This is a genomic window from Paraeggerthella hominis (assembly GCF_021044775.1).
Lineage (GTDB): Bacteria > Actinomycetota > Coriobacteriia > Coriobacteriales > Eggerthellaceae > Paraeggerthella > Paraeggerthella hominis.
Genome location: NZ_JAJNOQ010000002.1, coordinates 209,127 through 226,087, shown reverse-complemented (window position 1 = coordinate 226,087; position 16,961 = coordinate 209,127). Strand labels below are relative to the sequence as shown.

Here is a 16,961-nt window from a genome sequence, read left to right as displayed (position 1 = left end):
GATCATGAACGTAGAGGAGCTCATAGCTTCCGCGCATCGTGCGCAGGCGTCGGACGTGCATCTGGTGTGCGGCCTTCCGGCCAAGTTTCGCGTTGCGGGTCGATTGACGAACGCGGGATTCGCCGACGACGCGCCGTTGACGCACGACGATTGCGAGCAGCTTGCACGGCAGCTGGCCGGCGACGATTTCGAGCGCATCAAGCGCTCGGGAGAGCTTGACCGAGCCGCCACCATTGCCGGCGTGCGCGTTCGTATCAACCTGTTCCGGCAGCAAGGCCACGTCAGTGCCGCCCTGCGCCTTTTGTCCGACGCCATACCCGCGCTCGAATCGCTGGGGCTTCCGCCTGCGGTGCTCGATTTCCCCCGTATCCAGCGCGGCATCGTGGTGGTTACGGGTGAAACGGGCAGCGGCAAGTCGACCACGCTGGCTGCGCTCATCGACAGCATCAATCATACGAGCGACCAGAACATCATCACCATGGAAGACCCCATCGAGTACATCTACACGCCGGATCGCTCGATTATCTCTCAGCGCGAAATCGGTCAGGATACGGCTAGCTACCATGACGCCCTGCGTGCTGTCCTGCGCGAAGACCCCGATGTCATCCTTATTGGGGAGATGCGCGATTTGGAAACCATCCAAACGGCGCTGACCGCTGCCGAAACCGGCCACTTCGTGCTGGCCACGTTGCACACGAAGTCAGCGGCGGATTCCATCGACCGCATGGTGGACGTGTTTCCTGAGGGCTTGCAGCGACAGATTCGCATGCAGCTTTCCACCTGCCTGGTGGCTGTTCTTTCACAGCAACTGTTGCCGCGCCGCGACGGGACGGGCCGCGCGTTGGCCTGCGAGCTCATGATGGTGACGCCCGCTATCCGCAACCTTATTCGCGAGGCGAAAACGCCGCAAATCGCCAGCTCGCTTGCCACTTCGGCGGCGGCAGGCAGCGTGTCCATGGACAATGCGCTGATCCAGTTGGTGCGCACGCGCGCCATCAGCTTGGAAACGGCAGCCGCCGCAGCGTACGACGAAGACTACGTGAGAAGGAACGCGCGCTAATGCCTGCATACACCTACATGGGAGTTGCCAACGACGGACAGCGCATCAACGGCGTGGTCGAGGCGTTCGACGAGATCGAGGCCATGGAAAAGGCCCGCGAACTGTGCCGCGTGGTCCAAAGCGTCAAAGAGGTCAAAAAGGGCGCCAATATTTTGACCATGGACATTACCAAGCCGAAGGCGAAAACGAAGAACCTCGCCATCATGTGCACGCAGTTCTCGACCATCTTGAAAGCGGGCTTGCCTATTGGGCGCGCGGTGTCGTTGGTGGCCGACCAGACCGCCGACAAGTACCTCAAGCGCGTGCTGGTCGAGGTTGCCGCCGACGTATCGGCGGGGCACGGGCTTGCCGAAAGCTTTGAGAGCAAGGGCGAGAACTTGCCGCGCGTGTTCGTCGAAACCGTGCGCGCCGGTGAGGAAAGCGGGCACCTGCCCGAGTGCTTCGCGCGCCTGCACGCGTATTACGATAAGCGATCCAAGGTGGCCGCCAAGGTGGCCAGCGCGCTCACGTATCCCATCTTCGTGCTGATCATCGCTGTGGTTGTAGTGGCGGTGATGATGGTGATGGTGGTGCCGGCCATAGCCGGCATGGTTTCGTCGCTGGGAAGCGACATGCCGGGCATCACGCAGTTTTTGATCGATTCCTCCAACTGGGTTTCGGCGAATATCGTGATGGTGCTGGTGATCGTGGCGTTGTTGGTGTTGGGCATCAAGCTGTACAGCACCACCGAATCCGGAAAAACGCAGTTCGCGAAGATGCGGCTGAACCTGCCGGTTCTTGGCGTGGTTGGAAAGTACTCGGGTGCTTCGCAGTTTGCGAACACTATGGCCATGCTCATATCGTCGGGGCTTTCCATGCCTCGTGCGGTGTCGGTGACGTCTCGCGTGATGGACAACTACGTGCTGTCGCGCGAAGTGGGGCGCATGGAAGCAGGGCTGGAAGAAGGCCGAACGCTGGGCGAGTGCATGATCGACTGCCGCTGGTTCCCGCGCACGCTTATCGAGATGACCACCGTGGGCGAACACACCGGAGAACTTGAAGAGACCTTGGAAACCATGGGGTCGTTTTACGATAGCGAAACGCAACGCGTGACCGATCGCGCGCTTTCGCTTATGGAACCGACCCTGCTGGTTCTGATGGCGATATTTGCGGGCTTCATCGTGGTGGCGTTGTACTTGCCGCTGTTTACCATGTATGCTGCAATGTAACGAAATAGATAAGCTATGACTTACTTTCGTTGCATTGTGCAGAATATAACGTGAATTTGGCACGACGGAAGTGCTAGATCAGGAGAAAGGAACAACTATGAAGGAAATGATCAAGAAGATTCGCGAGGAGAAGGGCGGCTTTACGCTGGCCGAGCTCCTGATCGTGGTTGCGATCGTGCTCGTGCTGGTCGCGATCGCCGTGCCGGTGTTCACGGGCGCTATGGAGAAGGCGGACAAGGCGGTGGGGAATGCTAATATTCGCACGGTAAAGGTTCAGACTGCTTCTACGATTATGCTGAATGAGGATACGTATGACCTCACGAAAAAGTACGAAGCGAGTGCCAAGGTGAGTGAATCGGGGGATCTGGGTCCAGTGACCATCACTGAAAAAGCCGACGCTGCTGATAAAGCAACTAAGGAAAAAGACGGCACGTGGATCATTACTGCCGTAGTTGAGGGCGATAACCTGACTCCTGCCAAGTCTGCTGCCTAATTGTCCCTCCCCATCAACATCTTCACGCCAGGTGAGGCGGCCATCCTTCTGGGGATGGTCGCCCTCCTTGGCGCGTGCATGGGCAGCTTCATCAACTGTTTGGCATGGCGCATGGTGCACGGCGAAAGCGTCCTGCATGGGCGCAGCCATTGTCCGGCGTGCGACCATGCGCTCGGCCCGCTCGATCTGGTGCCCATCGTATCGTGGCTGGCCTTGAGAGGCCGATGCCGTCACTGCAAAGCCCCGGTCAGCCCTCGCTACGCGCTTGTCGAGGTTGTTATGGCAATCGTGTTCGTCGCGCTTGCGGTGGTGCATGGCTTCGGCATTCCCGTCTTGGCGTACATGGCGCTCGCGACCATTCTCATGGGTGCGGCTTTGGTTGACCTGGACACGTTCACCATCCCGAATGGGTTCGTTGTCGCGGCGCTGCTCGTTTGGGCGGCTTCCGTAGGGTTCATGGCTCCTCCGGCAAACGGAAGCTTTGGCGTGGGTAGCCTGTTCGTTTCGTTGACGGGTTTCGGGTGGGCGTCGGTGGCGCTCGACGGTTTGGCAGGCGGCCTTGGCGTAGGCGGCGGCATCCTGCTGTTCTCCATCATGTTCGATGCCGCAACGAAGCGCGCTTCCCTGGGTGGCGGCGACGTAAAGCTCTTGTTTGCGGTGGGGTTGTTTCTGGGATTGGCCGGTTCGTTGCTGAACCTGCTGATCGCTTGCATTGCCGGGTTGGTGTTCGCCCTTGTCCGGGGGCTTTCCGCTTCGCCCGATGCCGTTGCAGACGGTGCGGCGGATTCGGGTTCTGAAAGCTTCCGGACAAAGGCGATCCCGTTCGGTCCCGCTATCTCCTTTGCAACGGTGCTGACGTTGCTGGTGGGACCGGCGGCTCTTACGTGGTATACGGGAATGTTCTTGTAGGGTTCAAAAGAAGGTTGAAAGGATCACGCCGCATGGGCAAAACGTGCACAGGCGTCGACATCGGCGAAAGCAGCATCAAACTTGCGGTGTGCGAGGGGGATGCTGTTAAAAAGGTGGTAGTGGAGTCCCTTCCCGAGGGTCTTGTTGTCGACGGCCGCATCGTGAGTCGCGACGCTATGGCCGATTTCATAAAAAGCCTGGCCAAAAGCGCAGGCGGTATCTCCAAGGACGTTGCGTTGGTGCTTCCTGCGGCCGACAATCTAGTGCGTCGGCTTACGTTGCCCGCCATGACCGAGAAAGAGCTGAAGCTCAACCTTCCCTACGAGTTTCGCGATTACATAGCACAAGGCAAAGACCGGTACCTGTACGACTACGCCGTGCTTTCCATGAACGAAGCCCCGGACGGAACGCCTGAAACCATGGATCTTTTGGCCGTGGCGTCGCCTCGGCAGACGATCGCCGACTTTGCGGAGTTGTTTCGTCGCGCCGGCTTGCGGTTGCGTGTCGCGTTGCCCGAGCAAGCGGCGTTTCAGAATCTGATCAGGAAAAACCCGATTGCGTTTCAGAATTGCTGCGTCATCGACTTTTCGTATCGCGCCACGAAGCTGCACTTCTTCTTGGACGGAATGTACGACGTTGCTCGCTCTATTGAGATCGGCGGGATGGATATCGATCGCGCGCTTGCCCGCGAACGCGGCGTTGACGAGCATGTTGCCGTGAAGTACAAGCTGGCGGATTTCGAGGACGCGCAGCATTCTAAGGAAGTTCAGTCGATATACGCATCCATCGCCGTAGAGCTTGGAAGGGCTTTGAACTTCTACAGCTTCAATAATCCTACGGCAGCTATCGAGGTGGCGTATTGCTGCGGCGGCGGAACGCTGCTGGAGCCTCTTATGGAAACCATCGATGCCCACACGAACATCGAACTTCGCCCCATTATCGACCTTATGCCCTTCACCACAAGCGATCGCGACTTGCGCGCCTTGTGCCCGGCCGCCGTGGGCGCTACCAGGAATGCGAGGTGAGGGACGTGGATCTGAAAAAACCGGTTTCCATCAAAGGGTTCTCGTCCTCGACGAAGAAGGATTCCTATCCCACAAAAACGTTCATCAACCTTGTGGCGGTCGAGCAGCAACGTGGGTCGCGCGCAACCTACGTTGCCTTGTTCGCAATAGGCTTGGTGCTGATTGCCCTGTTCGCCAAGTTCGCGGTTGTGGACCCGCTGGCTGCAAGCGCGGCAAGCGGTCGAGACGTTGCAGCAGCGCAAGCCCAGCTTGATGCGCTGAGGGATCAGAACGCCGACTACGCAGAACTGAACAAGCAGTACGCTCGCTACGTGGTCACGGGGCTTTCCGAAGAGGAGATGAACCTGGTCGACCGCGATACGGTGCTTGATTTGCTGGAGCAGAAGGTGCTGAGCGTAGGGTACCTGTCCTCGCTGAAGGTGTCGGGAAACAAAGCGACCGTTACCTGTTTGGGAGTGGATCTTACCAAGGTGTCGCACCTGGTCCAAGACCTGGAAGGCGACGATCGCGTAGCGCACGTAACGGTTTCCACCGCGCAAGGAGAAACCGACGCGGTTGCGTCGGCCACCATCGAGATAGCCTTCAAGGGTGCGCTCGACCAGGCGGCTGGCAAGGCGATGGCGGAAGCGCAGGGCGACGTGGCGAAGAAGGGAGGCAGCAATGGCGCGGCGTAGTTTCTTGAATCGCTCGTTCTCCGGTCGCGAAAAGGGCCTGCTGCTGGTGCTAGTCGTTCTGCTGGTGGGTGCCTGCTATTACTTTTTTGTGGTGAAGAGCGTAGCCGACACCGTGGCTGCTAACGAACAGCAGCTTGAAGACATTCGATTGCAAGTTGACCAGCAGACTATGCTGGCAAGCGTTCGTCAGCGTATGCAGGCCGAGTTGGATGAGCTGGGCAAGCAGCAGCCGGTTCCCGAGGTGGCGGTGTACGACAACCTGAAAAACGAGCTTGACCAGCTCAACGCGTTGATGACTTCTGCGATTACGTACGATCTGAAGTTCGAGCAGCCCGTGCTTGACGGGCATCTGGTGCGTCGCCCGGTGACGGTTTCGTTTACAACTTCCAATTACAGCGCCGCTCTTGATGTGGTTCGGGCGTTGGAGAACGGCGCTTATCGGTGCGAGATCATGAACTTTTCCATGACGGGAAAGCTGTTGGCGGACGGGTCGGTCGAAAGCGTGGCCTCGACGTTTAACGTTACGTACCTTGAAACGACGAACGGTTCCACGAATCTTGGAGGCCTTGTTGAGAAAAGCACGAAGTAGGGCTTGACCGCAGGCGGCTACATCGGTAAAATATCAATCCGCGTCCTTTACGGATAGCGAAATGGTCGGGTAGCTCAGTTGGTAGAGCAGCGGACTGAAAATCCGCGTGCCGAGGGTTCAAGTCCCCCTCCGACCACCATTGCATGCTGTATTCAAGAAAGTCTGTTGATGACTGGATTGAATATGAATAAGTGGATAAGTCAACAACGGCTTATCCACTTTCTTTTTTCCATAGCTTCTTGACGATTCCATCAAAGATTAGAGATTGCCTGAACGCAGGGAGAGCGTTGCCGGGAAAAGGCGCAGAAAAGCCCGGACTTCGTTTTTGAAGTTCGGGCTGATTCGTTTACGAGGAGATGAGGGGTGCTTCCCTAGACGGGCTTGCTCCTGAGCATGCCGGTCGTGAGGATGGGCGCGGATCCCTCCCAGCTCCTGCCTCCGGTGACGGTCTTCTTGCCTACCGTTGCCGCCCCGGAGCGCTGCTTGCGCTTCTCCAGCGCGTCCCGGCGCTCCTGCACGACGGCCTGCATGTCGGGGTCGTCCCCCGCCTCTTCGGCGGCTCGACTGAGGTTGTGCTCCATGATGGCGATCTTCATTCGCTCGCATTCGCGCTCGCCCGCTGGCGATTCCCACCAGTCCATAAGGGGGTAGGGGCTTGTCCGGAAGTCCCTCTGGACGCTGCGGTAGTCGCACTGGGCGATCTTCTGAACCACGCGCTTGACGGTCTGGTCGGCCGAGTCGTTGATGGTCGCCTGCCAGCGCCAGGCGAACTCGACGAGGTACAAGGGAAAGCGGCGGGTGGAGACCCCGCGCTTTCGCGCTATGAAGTTCTTGAAATGGGAATGGAGGGCGTTGACGTTGCCCAGGCTGCCGTCCACATCGGTGGAGATATGCGCCGTATGCTTGACCTTCAGGGCGTTCAGGACCCCTACGTAGGCGTTCAGCTCGTCGGTGACGATGCAGCAGCCCTCCTCCAGTTTGCCGGAAAGGGCCTCGCGGCAGCTCTTCGAGTCCATCATGGACCGTCCCGCGATCTCAAGGAACGTGTTGCGGCGCTCGTCCACGCCCGTGAGGATGCACACATGGTCCGCATCGCTCTTGCCGTTCGCGCGAAGGCGGCGCTTGTCCTTCTTCCTTCCTCGGACGTAGGCGGGGCGGGGCATCTCGAAATCCTCGCATTTGGTCCGGTTGCCCTTGAAGCTCTCGTAGACGAACGTCTCGTCTATCTGGGCGCGCTCTCCGCTTCCGAGCGTCCACGCCTCCTGCGTCTGCTCGATGAGATCTTGGATGCGCATGCGCATGTAGTAGGCCGTGGGGGCGCTCACGCCGCAGCGCTCTGCGCATTTCGCGATGGGAAGCTCATCGACGAAGCAGTTGATGTACTTCATCCAGGTGGACTTGGGCAGCTTGGAGGTGAATATCATGGAGCGCTTGGGCTTGTCCGAGAACGTCCGCCCGCAGTCCTTGCACTTATGGCGCTGCCTGCCGTCGGTGTAGCCGTAGCCTACGGAAGACAGGGATCCGCATTTGGGGCATACGGGAATGGGGAGCTGATCGGGCTTGCGGGACTCTTCCAGGATCGAGTCCATCTCGTGCTCGAAGAGGATGTCCCGCACTTGGTCGATGAGCGCCTTGCGCTCGATGATGGGGAGAATGGACAGGGACCTGTCCAAAGATGCCGCGATCGCGCCTCCTTGCATGCGGCCTCCTCGTCCTTCTCTCTCCGGGTCCGTGCGGATCATGTTCTCTGCAAGGTGTAGTATATTCCCGTCGGAAATATTGAAAAGCCGTGTCATCAATATATAGATTGAGGTTTTAAGGAAGATACAAGATGTTGTATTGCTCGAAAAGAGAGTGGGTTATGAATCGACGTTTTCGCAGATGGATCCGCGGTTCTTCAAAATGGGATACAAGACTTCTTTCGTTATCCTGCTCCCCCTGTTTCCCGGTTGTTGACCTGCGGTTCTCGTGAAAAGTATATTATATGCCGTCATGCGAGGATCGGTTGATGGCTGATCAGGGGAAAACACGAAGTCTTACAGGCCGCATGAGTCCGGTTCAACGGTTTTGCAAGAAGTAGTGGATTGGACGTAAATGTTGATAGAGCAGAGCGTTTCGGTATTTTTGGTATTTGCTGGAGGCGTGTTGGTGCTCGGTTCGCTACTCAGCCTCTTCTTAATTCGTCAATTGATATGTCGGATAATTGAAACAAGCGACGATCGTCAGAAGAAGAGTTCGTACGAGTTGAATGGCTCAGATTTCGAAAAAGAGGTCGAGCGGCTATTGAACGGAAGTAAAACGGCTCTGACAAACGCCCATCGACCAACATCCCTGAGCGTCAACCGCCGGTCTTTTGGTGATTTTGGAGGCGACTTAATAGTTGATTACTGGGCTAAGAAATGCGTCGTTCAATGCAAGAAACAAAACAAACCAGAAACCCATTCGTCTATTGCTGCGATATACCAGGCAAGCTACGCTCAAGCATTTTATGATGCCGACTATGCAATAGCGTTTACGAACACTGATTTTTCCGATCCCGCTAAAACGGCGGCAAAAACGCTTGGCATTATCCTCCTGAATGGTGAAACTTATAAAGCGTTGCAAGATGGCAATGACGAGAAGGTAAACGAAGACATACGGGTTCTTCGGTATACGGCGGTTTTCTGTCCGAGATGCATACTAAGAATAATCAGGTTCTTTCGGCGTAGGCGTTTTAGGTTTAAACACGATAAGAAAAAGTACGCACCCTCCGCTTATAAGGAGGATCATCATTTCGTCAAGGAAGTTAAAAGCCTCTGTAGATGGTTGAAGGATGAAGCAATAAACAGACGCGAGAGCTAAGAGCGGGCCATAAGCAAAGCTTAGTATTGCGCGAAGCGTGTATTGCGCATGAGAAAGCCCAGCGACTCCACCGTTAAGGGCAAACCATCCGACTCTTGCAAAGAGAAATATCTGCGCTAGATATAGATAAAGAGGAATGTAATTACTTTCGATCATTCCTTTCTCAAAATTAATATACACCCAAATTCCCAATGTTGTAAAAGCGGCGATGGCAAAAGAGAAGGACGCAATTAGGGAAATCAAAAATGATCGCATAGCGCCATCCTCGCTTTTGCATCGGCAGTATTCCATTTTCAATTCTTCTCGGTTATGGAAGGGGCTTCGTATTCGTTCGTATTAGGCCGCATGACGTTTTCTCGCCCTATCATCAGGTACTGCGTCAGAGCGGCGGTGACGATCTCGGTCGCGCTCATGTTCTCCAACGCCCTTTCGAACTCCGTCTTCAAACGTCCTTTGAGGCGCACCGTTATGCGGCGGCTGCTTTCAGTGTTTTCGCTGGCGTTCATACTCGTCCTTATATTGTCTGACGTTTACGAATATTTTGTCTGACAATAGTATATAGAAAAGGCTTATTGCATGGGTTCTTGCTCGAACGCGAACATTAAAAAAGCCAGACGGTTCGCCTGGCGGGAAAAGGAGCTTTACTGTTGGGTCTGGAACTGCCGTTCGGGGTCGGCATCGATTGGGGGCCTTCTACGTGGGCAAGCTCGCGTAGCGAAGCAGCCGGTTCAAAGGCCCTCGAAGAACTCGCCGAGGGAAAGGCCGAACCCCGCCGCGATCCGCTCGTAGGCGTCGAGGGTGCAGTTGCGCTCCCCGCGCTCGATCTTGGCGTAGTAGCTGCGCTCCATGCCAAGCCTCCCGGCGGCTTCCGTCTGGTTCAGACCGGCCTGCTCGCGCAGCTCCTTTATACGCTGGCCGACTATTTTCCTCGTTGCGACTGTCATTGGTTCAGCCTATCGACTAAACTTGTTCAATGTGGGTCTTATAAGACCCACTTGCAATGCACATAGATACGCCTGAAGCCATCGAGAAAGGGGAACGATGAAGAATCGAAAAAAGAGCATGCGGCTAGTAGCTAGCGTGATCGTCGCTATTGCAGCGGCGCTGGTCTGTCTTGCGGGATGCGCGGGGGGAAGCGGTGTTGTCGGAACGTGGTACCACGTGGATGTGGACGATGGGAAGATGGAATTCGTCACGTTTGACAAGAACGGTACGTGGATTGATGATAGCGGAAACACAGGGAACTGGACCGAGACCGATTCCTCCGTCAGCATGACCGGCGGATGGGTGAACGAAGCTTTGCAAAAAGGCGATGGAACGCTTACAACCATGGGCGACGATGCCAGGACTCTCGTAAAGGAGCAGGCAAAAGCGCAGGAGACCTACGACGCTCTCGTAGATGCCGCCAATGCTCAGAGAGATGAGCTTGCCAAGACGATCAAGGGCAATCTCATCGGCTCTTACGCGTACAAGAGTGTTTTGAGAGAAGAGCAGCAGGTATCGGTTTCGTTCAAGGAGGACGGGACGTGGACTTGCGAATGCCGCTACGAAATGACGGACGTATTCGGGAAGAGCCTTGGCAAAACATACGACGGAGCGGCTAATGGAACATGGCGAATCGCGTACGAGCCGAAGTGCGAGGCGTCTTACGCACCGGATGATCTAAAGGTTCAAGTTGACGATGGAAACCAAACCGGCGCGGATCCTATAAGTAAGCCGGAAGTCGTAGTTAACTCATACGACAAGGATGAAATTGGTGAAGTGATACTGCATCAAAACGGATCGCTCCTAGTCAAGCTATAGGACAGAGTTTCTTCTGGCGGCTTTCATGCAATCAGGGTAAAAATCGACTTATCAAAAGGTGCTTGGTCGAAAGCAGCTGCTTTCTTGTGGAGGCGTGGATACTGTCGCGTATCCCATGGCCGACGGTGAGGTTGTTTTTGATCCTGGTAATGGTGGTGCCGATGAGCCTGGCATGTTGGTTGAAAAGTGCTTTTCGGCGGCTACGTAGGCTTGGCGCCAGTGGTTGAGTGAATGGGAAACGAGCAAGGAGAACTTCATGAACTGCCAGAAATGCGGTGCCGCGATGAACGAGGAGGCTCGATTCTGCCCCCAGTGCGGAGCTGGAGCCGACGGGCAGCCGTCGAGCGAGTTCGCCGCAGGCATGCACCAGTATTTTCATTACCAGCGCGACCAGCTGAGGAAAGAGCAGGAGGCGAAGGACGCCCGCAGCGCCGCATTCTACGCAAATGCCGAGTTCGAGCGCTTGAAGAAACGGCGCACCTCCTGCACCATTGCCGGAGCGATCGCGGCGTTGACGGGAATCAGCCTGACCGCGATCCCCTTGATGGCCTCCGCCTCTTCGCCCGACCAATTTCTTTCGGTGATTCCCCTTGCCATCATCGTAGGACCGTTTTTCTTCTTCGCCCCGTTCGGGTTCATGCCCATCAAGGACTTCATCTCCAACCACGGGGCGATCATCGTGTTCGCATGGATCTTCGTGCTTATAGTGTTTTACCTGGTCATCGTGTTCTGCATGTTCGCCGGGATACCGTACTTCTTCTACCTCCGGTCGAAGATCAAGGCGGCGCAACGGGATGCCGAGCTGCTGCAGAACCGCGCCGACGTCACGGTGGCCAACTTCCGAGAAGGCTGATCTCCGCATTGCCTTCAAGCGTCAGATGCGGGTCGTTGACCCGCCGATTGAAAAGCCGAGGCTTCGACCGTGAACGATGAAAAGAAAAGCTTGGAAGCTCCTGCCGAAACTCCGCCGGTCGCCCCCAAGCGTCCCCGCAAGCCCGTCCTGATCGCGATGGCAGCGGCAGCTGCGGTGGCGATCGCCGGGGGAGCGGCGCTCGCGTGCGCCCTCGGCGGCCCCGCCGAGACCGCCGATCCGCCTTCCAACCAACAGTCCCAGGCTGCGGCGAGCTCCCCGCAGAAGTCCCAGTCCGCCGTCAAGCTCACCGTTCGCGCGGAAGGAGCCGACGGCAGCGCGACCAAGGCGAAGGTCGTCGCGGTCGGCAAGGACAAGAAAACCGTCATCGCGGAGCGCGAAGTCGAGGCCAACAAGGCCGTCGAGATCGGCAAGCTCGCGGAGGGCGAGTACGAACTCATCGTCACGTGCGCCCCGGTGACCTCGACCGGCTCCGCCTTCAAGCTGCCCGAGAAGCCCACGGCCTTCAAGGTGGACGGCAAAGGCAAGGCGGTCGAGGTCGAGGTGAAGCTCGAAGCACTGCCCGAAGAGGAGATGACCAAGGAACAGCTCGAAGCCGTCGCTACTATCTTGGAAGCGTCCGGCAACGCCGAAGCGGCGAAGAACGTCGTCGCGAAGGCCGAGACCGCGCCTTCCGTCCCCGGAAGCGGCGACTCCGTCCAGACCACCCCGCCCGCACCCTCGGGCGGCAACAACGGCGGCGGTTCCTCCGGCAACAACTCCAATAGCTCCGGCGGCGGCACCGGCAACGGCGGTTCCGGCAACGGCGGAGGCGCGACCCCTGCTCCGACTCCCACGCCGACCCCCGATCCGACCCCACAGCCTCCCGCGCACCAGCACGACTGGGTCGCCCAGTACGAGACCGTCACCATCCCCGCCGTCACCGAACAGCGCTGGGTCGAGAACTGGATCTACGTCAATCGCTATACGTGCGGACATTGCGGGACGCATACATACTCTTATTCCGAAGCGCAGGCTCATCAGGATATGCATTGGGAACAAACGGGCACAATTTATGGGTTTGTTACTAGCGGCTACGAAGAGGATCGCGGCTACTACGAAACCGTCGTCGTCTCCCCCGAGCGCACCGAGCAGCGGCTCACCGGGTACGTATGCTCCGGTTGCGGCCAGTGGAAGTAGCGACGTGGGCGGGTTGTTGCTTCGTCGCAGCTTCAAGCAGATCAAAAAGATAGGACGGCGAATCCGAAGAATACGGTTCTGGAATAGTCTGGAAAGAGTTCCGAATGCCCACACGCTACAGACAGTGAATAATTCGGAAAGGCACCCTTTTGAAACGCAATCTTTGATTTGCGGTCATTTGCGAGTTTCTTCAACGTATACGTGGAATAGTTGGCAGATACCGCGTTTCTCCCCATATATAAGGAGAACCCGACGCATCGGGTTCTCCCAGGTGTCACCCAAAGGCTTCCACCGCAATTAATTGAATATATAATACCACGTTTCGCAGCAACAAAGGACTTACGGCAAATTTTTTACGTAGTTGATAATTGAAGAAAGCTTTTTTCTGTTGTCGGGTTGAATAATTTTACCATAAATATCATAGGAAAGCTCGCTGCGAAATCTTTCTAGAATTTGAGAATAAGAATTGATGAATTGACGACATTCAGTTTTAGTGCACCCAAGTTTTTTCATCATATACAAAATCAAGATTGCATAGTCGGTAATGCTGGAAAAATTCAAATCAGCGGTTTTTGTTTCCAGGAAAAGAAGATCCGTTACGTTTTTTGCGATTCCTCCGCTTTTAAAACGGACATCGAAAACCGCGCCGTTATGAGCGACGGCGTTGCGAAGGTCTTTGAGTGCGAAAATAATCTGCCCGAGCTGCTTCGGTGAATCGACGTTGGACGGCATCTTCAAATCGCCGATAATTTGTTCCTTTACTCTTCTATTTAGGCAGGCATAAAACATGCCGAAATTACCGAGTGTCATAGTTTCGAAAACAGCCCAGATAGGAATCGCTCTATCGTTGTTCCAAAAGTGGCTGAAAACAGGCTTTGACGCATGGTTGCGCAAGATAAGATCATCGATCTCTTTCCGCAGTCGGAAGCGCTTTTCCCAGGCTTCCTTGTATTTTTTCCTTGATTCCTCATAGTCGCGATACCCCGTTACGCTCTTCGCCCAAATATCTTCGAGTTTGTGTGAGCAAGAATCTTCAAGAACCGCCTCAAGTGTGTAGTTCTTCAAAGCGGTTTCGATAAATAAAAGCCTTGGATAGAAGAGCGTTTTCAACTGCATGTCGAACTCATTGAGTAGAGAGATATCGTTAAATGAAGAGATGTTCAGTCTATTTGCGGAGTCTCCTGCAAAACGATATCCTTTGTATCCATGGTAATAGCCGAGGTTTTTGAGCTTGCGTTTCTGAGTAGATCCTCTGATTTCTATCCCGCTTGCCCTCAAATGCTTCATGAGAGAGTTCAAAGTTGCCAATTGGCGCTCTTTCTTTTAGTTGATTGACTAGATGATATTTGAGCGATTATACAACTAACGCCAGAATTGTTCCAGGTGTCCGTTCCTCAAGTTCTTCATGTCTTTCTTCATCCCGAATGTAGCATGTTTCCTAATATTTGAAAGTCCTTAATGCATCCGATCCGGTGCTAATGTGTCGTCGTTCTGCCGCAGTCCTTGCACCTGAAGCGCGTGCTCGCGCCTCGGCGTTCCTTCACGACCAGGGCGGCGGAACCGCAATGGCGGCAGCGCTTCGAGCTTCCGCGTGCGGCTGTACCGCTCGGCTCCTTCGCCTCGCCCGCTTCCTTCTTCACGGACTTGTCGGAGAACTTCTTGCCGCACGATTTGCAGCGGTAGACTTGGCTGCCCGCTTGCGTGAAGCCGTCCTTGCATACGAGAGGGGACCCGCACCTGGGGCAGGGGCGCTCCTGCAATCCCAGCGCAAGCTCGGTCTGCACGACGGCCTGCGCGGGCGATCCCAGCTTCGCGTAGCATGCCTCGACGAGCTGGGCCGTGCAGAGCACGTCCCCGTCGGCATGGTGCGCCGCGAAGCGCTTCAGCCCGAGGCTGTCCGCAAGGGAGTCGAGGGCGTAGGAGGCTTCGTTCGGGAACGCCCGCTTGGCCAGCTCGATGCTGTCCATGATCGGGCATTCGGGCGGCAGGAAGTCCGCCAGCCCCTTGCAGAACAGGAGCCGCGCGTCGAACCGGGCGTTGTGGGCGAAGATGGGCAGGTTCTTCCCTTCGAAGAACCTGCCCATCTCGTTCGCAGCTTGCTCAAGGGAGACGCCATCGCCTATTAGGACGGCAGACGGCTTCGTGCCGGGACGGACTCCGCCTACGATCCGCTTTGCGGCGACCGCAGTCCTGTACATGCCCGCCGCCTGCCGGTCGAACACCCTGAGCACCGCGATTTCCGTGATAACGTCGAGCTGAGGATCGAGTCCCGTGGTTTCGAAGTCCAGGACGAAGTACTCGCGCGGGCGCTCTTCGGGCGGGGTCAGGCGAAAGAACCGAGGGAACCTCGACAAAGGCTGCTCCTTCAAGGCCATGGCGCGCCTCCTTTCTGCTCTTTCGTAGAAAGGTAGCAGATCAAGGCGATGGGCGCTCAGGGGGTTTTCGTATATGGAGAGGGCTTTTCAAAGGATAGCCGAGCGTGAATAATCGCTTCGCGAAAAGGCGGAATCGCGGTCCGAGCAGGGAAATCAACAAAAGTGCTTTAATACAGCACCATTGCATTGCGAAGCGCCCCGATTGGGGCGCTTTTTCGTGTCTGGGCTTTCGTCTGCCTCTGATCGGGCGTGCGGTGCTGGAGAGTTGCGAGTTTTCGCTCGCACACCGTCTTTATCGGCCCTTATATACGAAAACGCCCCGGTGATCGGGACGTTTTCGGGGGCATGAAACACATGCGGTTAAGAGCGGCGCTACGCCCCTTGCTTGGCGCTCGGCTCCATGTCGTCGTCTTCGACGCGCCCGCGCAGCTTCTTCACGCCTCGGCCGAGCATGGCCCCCAGCTTCGGCAGATTTTTCGGACCGAAGATAAGCAGGACGGCTACCAGAATCAAAACAAGTTCAGGCATTCCCATGCCGAATATCCTCATGCTGCACTCCTTCTTGAGCAAGTTTCCGTGCTTAGCGGTTCTCTGCGTGCGCGTTTGCGCGGTTGCGTATATTTGACTTGCATTATAGCAACATTAAATTTATAGTCACTACAATTTTATAGGTAAACAACAATATTGCTGCAAGGTTCAGCACAGCTTCGTATAATTCGAATCGATATTGCAAACGAAGGGTTGACTATGTCTAACGATGCGGCTCCGCACGGCTTGCGCGAGCGAAAGCGCCGTGCAACGCGCGCGGCTATCGAGCGCGCGGCTATCACGTTGGTGCAAGAGCGAGGGTACGACAATACAACGGTTGCGCAGATTTCCGAACGCGCTCAGGTTTCTCAAGGCACGTTCTTCAATTATTTTCCTACGAAAGATGCTGCAATCGTGGGCATCGGCACGTACAACCTTGATCCCGATGCGGTTCATGCGGCGTTCGACCGCCTGATGCCCGCTACCATGTTCACCGCCACGCTGACGTTGTTCTTGCAGGTGGTTGAGTCGTTCGACTGGGAAAGCGACGTATCGTCGCTTCGCGTTGCGTTGGTGAAAGACACCCCGTCGCTTATGAAGATGTTCTTGGACAACGCGTTTGAATTCGTAGCCGATTTCAGGACGCTTGTAGCTTCGTATCTGGACGAACGCCCGCAATTGCGCACGTGCCCCGAGCTTCTGTCGTCTTCTGAAGAGGCGGGCATCGTGGTTTCCGAGGCGTTGGAGGCGGCGAAGTTCGCGTTGTCTCGCGCGGCGCGAAACCCGTCCGAAGGGCTTATGTCGGCAGAGGACGTGGAGGAGGTCGTTCGCCGCATCGTCGGATGATACACTTGCAGCGAACGAAAACAGACGCATCGCGCGCGGGATCCGCGCCGCGGAGCGAACGAGGATAAGGAGCAGTCATGTCCTGCGAACCGAACACCCCGCTTGTGGGCATTATCATGGGATCCGAAAGCGACATGCCGGCCATGGAGCCGTGCATGAAGCAGCTTGACGAGTTCGGCATTCCGTACGAGGTCAAAGTTGCCAGCGCGCATCGCAAGCCGGCGGACGTGCACGACTGGGCGTCTACTGCGCACGAGCGCGGCATCCGCGTGATTGTGGCTGCGGCCGGCAAGGCGGCGCATTTGGGCGGCGTGGTGGCGGCTTACACGCCGAACCCGGTCATCACCGTTCCCATGAAGACCAGCGACCTAGGCGGATTGGACTCCCTTCTTTCCATGGTGCAGATGCCTTCCGGCGTTCCCGTAGCGTGCGTTGCTATCAACGGCGCGAAGAACGCCGCTATCTTGGCTGTTCAAATGCTGGGCACGGGCTGCGACGACGCGCGTCAGAAGATCATCGACTTCAAGCAGGGCATGGCCGAAGCATAGGAGCAGGCGAAC

General features: G+C 56.4%; 18 protein-coding genes, 1 tRNA gene and 1 pseudogene. 14 read left to right on the top strand and 6 right to left on the bottom strand.

The features are described 5' to 3' along the window. Positions 1-4 precede the first annotated feature (4 nt). The 8 genes from LQE90_RS03265 (at position 5) to LQE90_RS03230 (ending at position 6,097) form a co-directional block, all read left to right on the top strand. Positions 5-1,060 carry a type IV pilus twitching motility protein PilT gene (locus LQE90_RS03265; protein ID WP_216529269.1) on the top strand — a complete coding sequence of 352 codons (1,056 nt, stop codon included), beginning with the start codon at positions 5-7 and terminating at the stop codon, positions 1,058-1,060. After that, on the top strand, positions 1,060-2,268 hold the full coding sequence (locus tag LQE90_RS03260; RefSeq protein WP_216529270.1) for a type II secretion system F family protein: 1,209 nt from the start codon (positions 1,060-1,062) through the stop codon (positions 2,266-2,268). The genes LQE90_RS03265 and LQE90_RS03260 overlap by 1 nt, the downstream gene beginning before the upstream one ends. A gap of 97 nt (positions 2,269-2,365) precedes the next feature. Continuing rightward, positions 2,366-2,761 carry a prepilin-type N-terminal cleavage/methylation domain-containing protein gene (locus tag LQE90_RS03255; RefSeq protein WP_216529271.1) on the top strand — a complete coding sequence of 132 codons (396 nt, stop codon included), beginning with the start codon at positions 2,366-2,368 and terminating at the stop codon, positions 2,759-2,761. A 54-nt stretch (positions 2,762-2,815) separates the two neighbouring features. Further along, positions 2,816-3,670, top strand: a complete 855-nt coding sequence (locus LQE90_RS03250) for a prepilin peptidase (protein WP_255713185.1) — start codon at positions 2,816-2,818, stop codon at positions 3,668-3,670. A gap of 32 nt (positions 3,671-3,702) precedes the next feature. Further along, complete coding sequence (pilM, locus tag LQE90_RS03245) at positions 3,703-4,695, top strand: pilus assembly protein PilM (RefSeq protein ID WP_216529273.1); 993 nt, start codon at positions 3,703-3,705, stop codon at positions 4,693-4,695. 5 nt (positions 4,696-4,700) lie between these two features. Further along, complete coding sequence (locus LQE90_RS03240; RefSeq protein WP_231088177.1) at positions 4,701-5,369, top strand: hypothetical protein; 669 nt, start codon at positions 4,701-4,703, stop codon at positions 5,367-5,369. Beyond that, positions 5,356-5,958, top strand: a complete 603-nt coding sequence (locus LQE90_RS03235) for a type II secretion system protein GspM (RefSeq protein ID WP_216529274.1) — start codon at positions 5,356-5,358, stop codon at positions 5,956-5,958. Before LQE90_RS03240 ends, LQE90_RS03235 begins: the two co-directional genes overlap by 14 nt. Positions 5,959-6,021: 63 nt before the next feature. Then, positions 6,022-6,097 (top strand) — tRNA-Phe (locus LQE90_RS03230). A gap of 232 nt (positions 6,098-6,329) precedes the next feature. On the opposite strand, the gene LQE90_RS03225 is transcribed toward LQE90_RS03230, so the two are convergent. Continuing rightward, positions 6,330-7,658, bottom strand: coding sequence for an IS1595 family transposase (locus LQE90_RS03225; protein ID WP_216529275.1), 1,329 nt, complete (start codon positions 7,656-7,658; stop codon positions 6,330-6,332). 394 nt (positions 7,659-8,052) lie between these two features. Here LQE90_RS03225 and LQE90_RS03220 point away from each other — a divergent pair, with 394 nt between their 5' ends. Then, entirely contained in the window at positions 8,053-8,799 is a 747-nt protein-coding gene (locus LQE90_RS03220) for a restriction endonuclease (RefSeq protein WP_216529276.1), read from the top strand. A gap of 293 nt (positions 8,800-9,092) precedes the next feature. On the opposite strand, the gene LQE90_RS03215 is transcribed toward LQE90_RS03220, so the two are convergent. Then, positions 9,093-9,305 carry a hypothetical protein gene (locus LQE90_RS03215; protein ID WP_216529277.1) on the bottom strand — a complete coding sequence of 71 codons (213 nt, stop codon included), beginning with the start codon at positions 9,303-9,305 and terminating at the stop codon, positions 9,093-9,095. Positions 9,306-9,527: 222 nt separating this feature from the next. Beyond that, a complete protein-coding gene (locus LQE90_RS03210; RefSeq protein WP_114566321.1) occupies positions 9,528-9,743 on the bottom strand; it encodes a helix-turn-helix domain-containing protein in 216 nt (71 codons plus the stop codon). Positions 9,744-9,840: 97 nt separating this feature from the next. Here LQE90_RS03210 and LQE90_RS03205 point away from each other — a divergent pair, with 97 nt between their 5' ends. From LQE90_RS03205 to LQE90_RS03195, 3 genes are all read left to right on the top strand, one after another. Then, entirely contained in the window at positions 9,841-10,602 is a 762-nt protein-coding gene (locus LQE90_RS03205; protein WP_216529278.1) for a hypothetical protein, read from the top strand. A 256-nt stretch (positions 10,603-10,858) separates the two neighbouring features. Further along, positions 10,859-11,455: a zinc ribbon domain-containing protein gene (locus LQE90_RS03200; RefSeq protein ID WP_216529279.1), complete on the top strand. Its 597-nt coding sequence runs from the start codon at positions 10,859-10,861 to the stop codon at positions 11,453-11,455. A 69-nt stretch (positions 11,456-11,524) separates the two neighbouring features. Then, a complete protein-coding gene (locus LQE90_RS03195; RefSeq protein WP_216529280.1) occupies positions 11,525-12,652 on the top strand; it encodes a hypothetical protein in 1,128 nt (375 codons plus the stop codon). 339 nt (positions 12,653-12,991) lie between these two features. Here LQE90_RS03195 and LQE90_RS03190 read toward each other — a convergent pair whose 3' ends face one another. The 3 genes and pseudogenes from LQE90_RS03190 to LQE90_RS03180 form a co-directional block, all read right to left on the bottom strand. After that, a complete protein-coding gene (locus LQE90_RS03190) occupies positions 12,992-13,960 on the bottom strand; it encodes an Abi family protein (RefSeq protein WP_216529281.1) in 969 nt (322 codons plus the stop codon). Positions 13,961-14,127: 167 nt separating this feature from the next. Next, positions 14,128-15,027 carry an IS1/IS1595 family N-terminal zinc-binding domain-containing protein gene (locus tag LQE90_RS03185; protein ID WP_216529282.1) on the bottom strand — a complete coding sequence of 300 codons (900 nt, stop codon included), beginning with the start codon at positions 15,025-15,027 and terminating at the stop codon, positions 14,128-14,130. 405 nt (positions 15,028-15,432) lie between these two features. After that, a pseudogene (locus tag LQE90_RS03180) lies at positions 15,433-15,576 on the bottom strand (twin-arginine translocase TatA/TatE family subunit); the annotation flags it as partial. A 198-nt stretch (positions 15,577-15,774) separates the two neighbouring features. On the opposite strand from LQE90_RS03180, the gene LQE90_RS03175 reads away from it, so the two are divergent. Both LQE90_RS03175 and purE read left to right on the top strand, forming a co-directional pair. Beyond that, complete coding sequence (locus LQE90_RS03175) at positions 15,775-16,401, top strand: TetR/AcrR family transcriptional regulator (RefSeq protein WP_216529283.1); 627 nt, start codon at positions 15,775-15,777, stop codon at positions 16,399-16,401. A gap of 77 nt (positions 16,402-16,478) precedes the next feature. Continuing rightward, on the top strand, positions 16,479-16,949 hold the full coding sequence (purE, locus tag LQE90_RS03170) for a 5-(carboxyamino)imidazole ribonucleotide mutase (protein WP_114566311.1): 471 nt from the start codon (positions 16,479-16,481) through the stop codon (positions 16,947-16,949). Positions 16,950-16,961 lie beyond the last annotated feature (12 nt).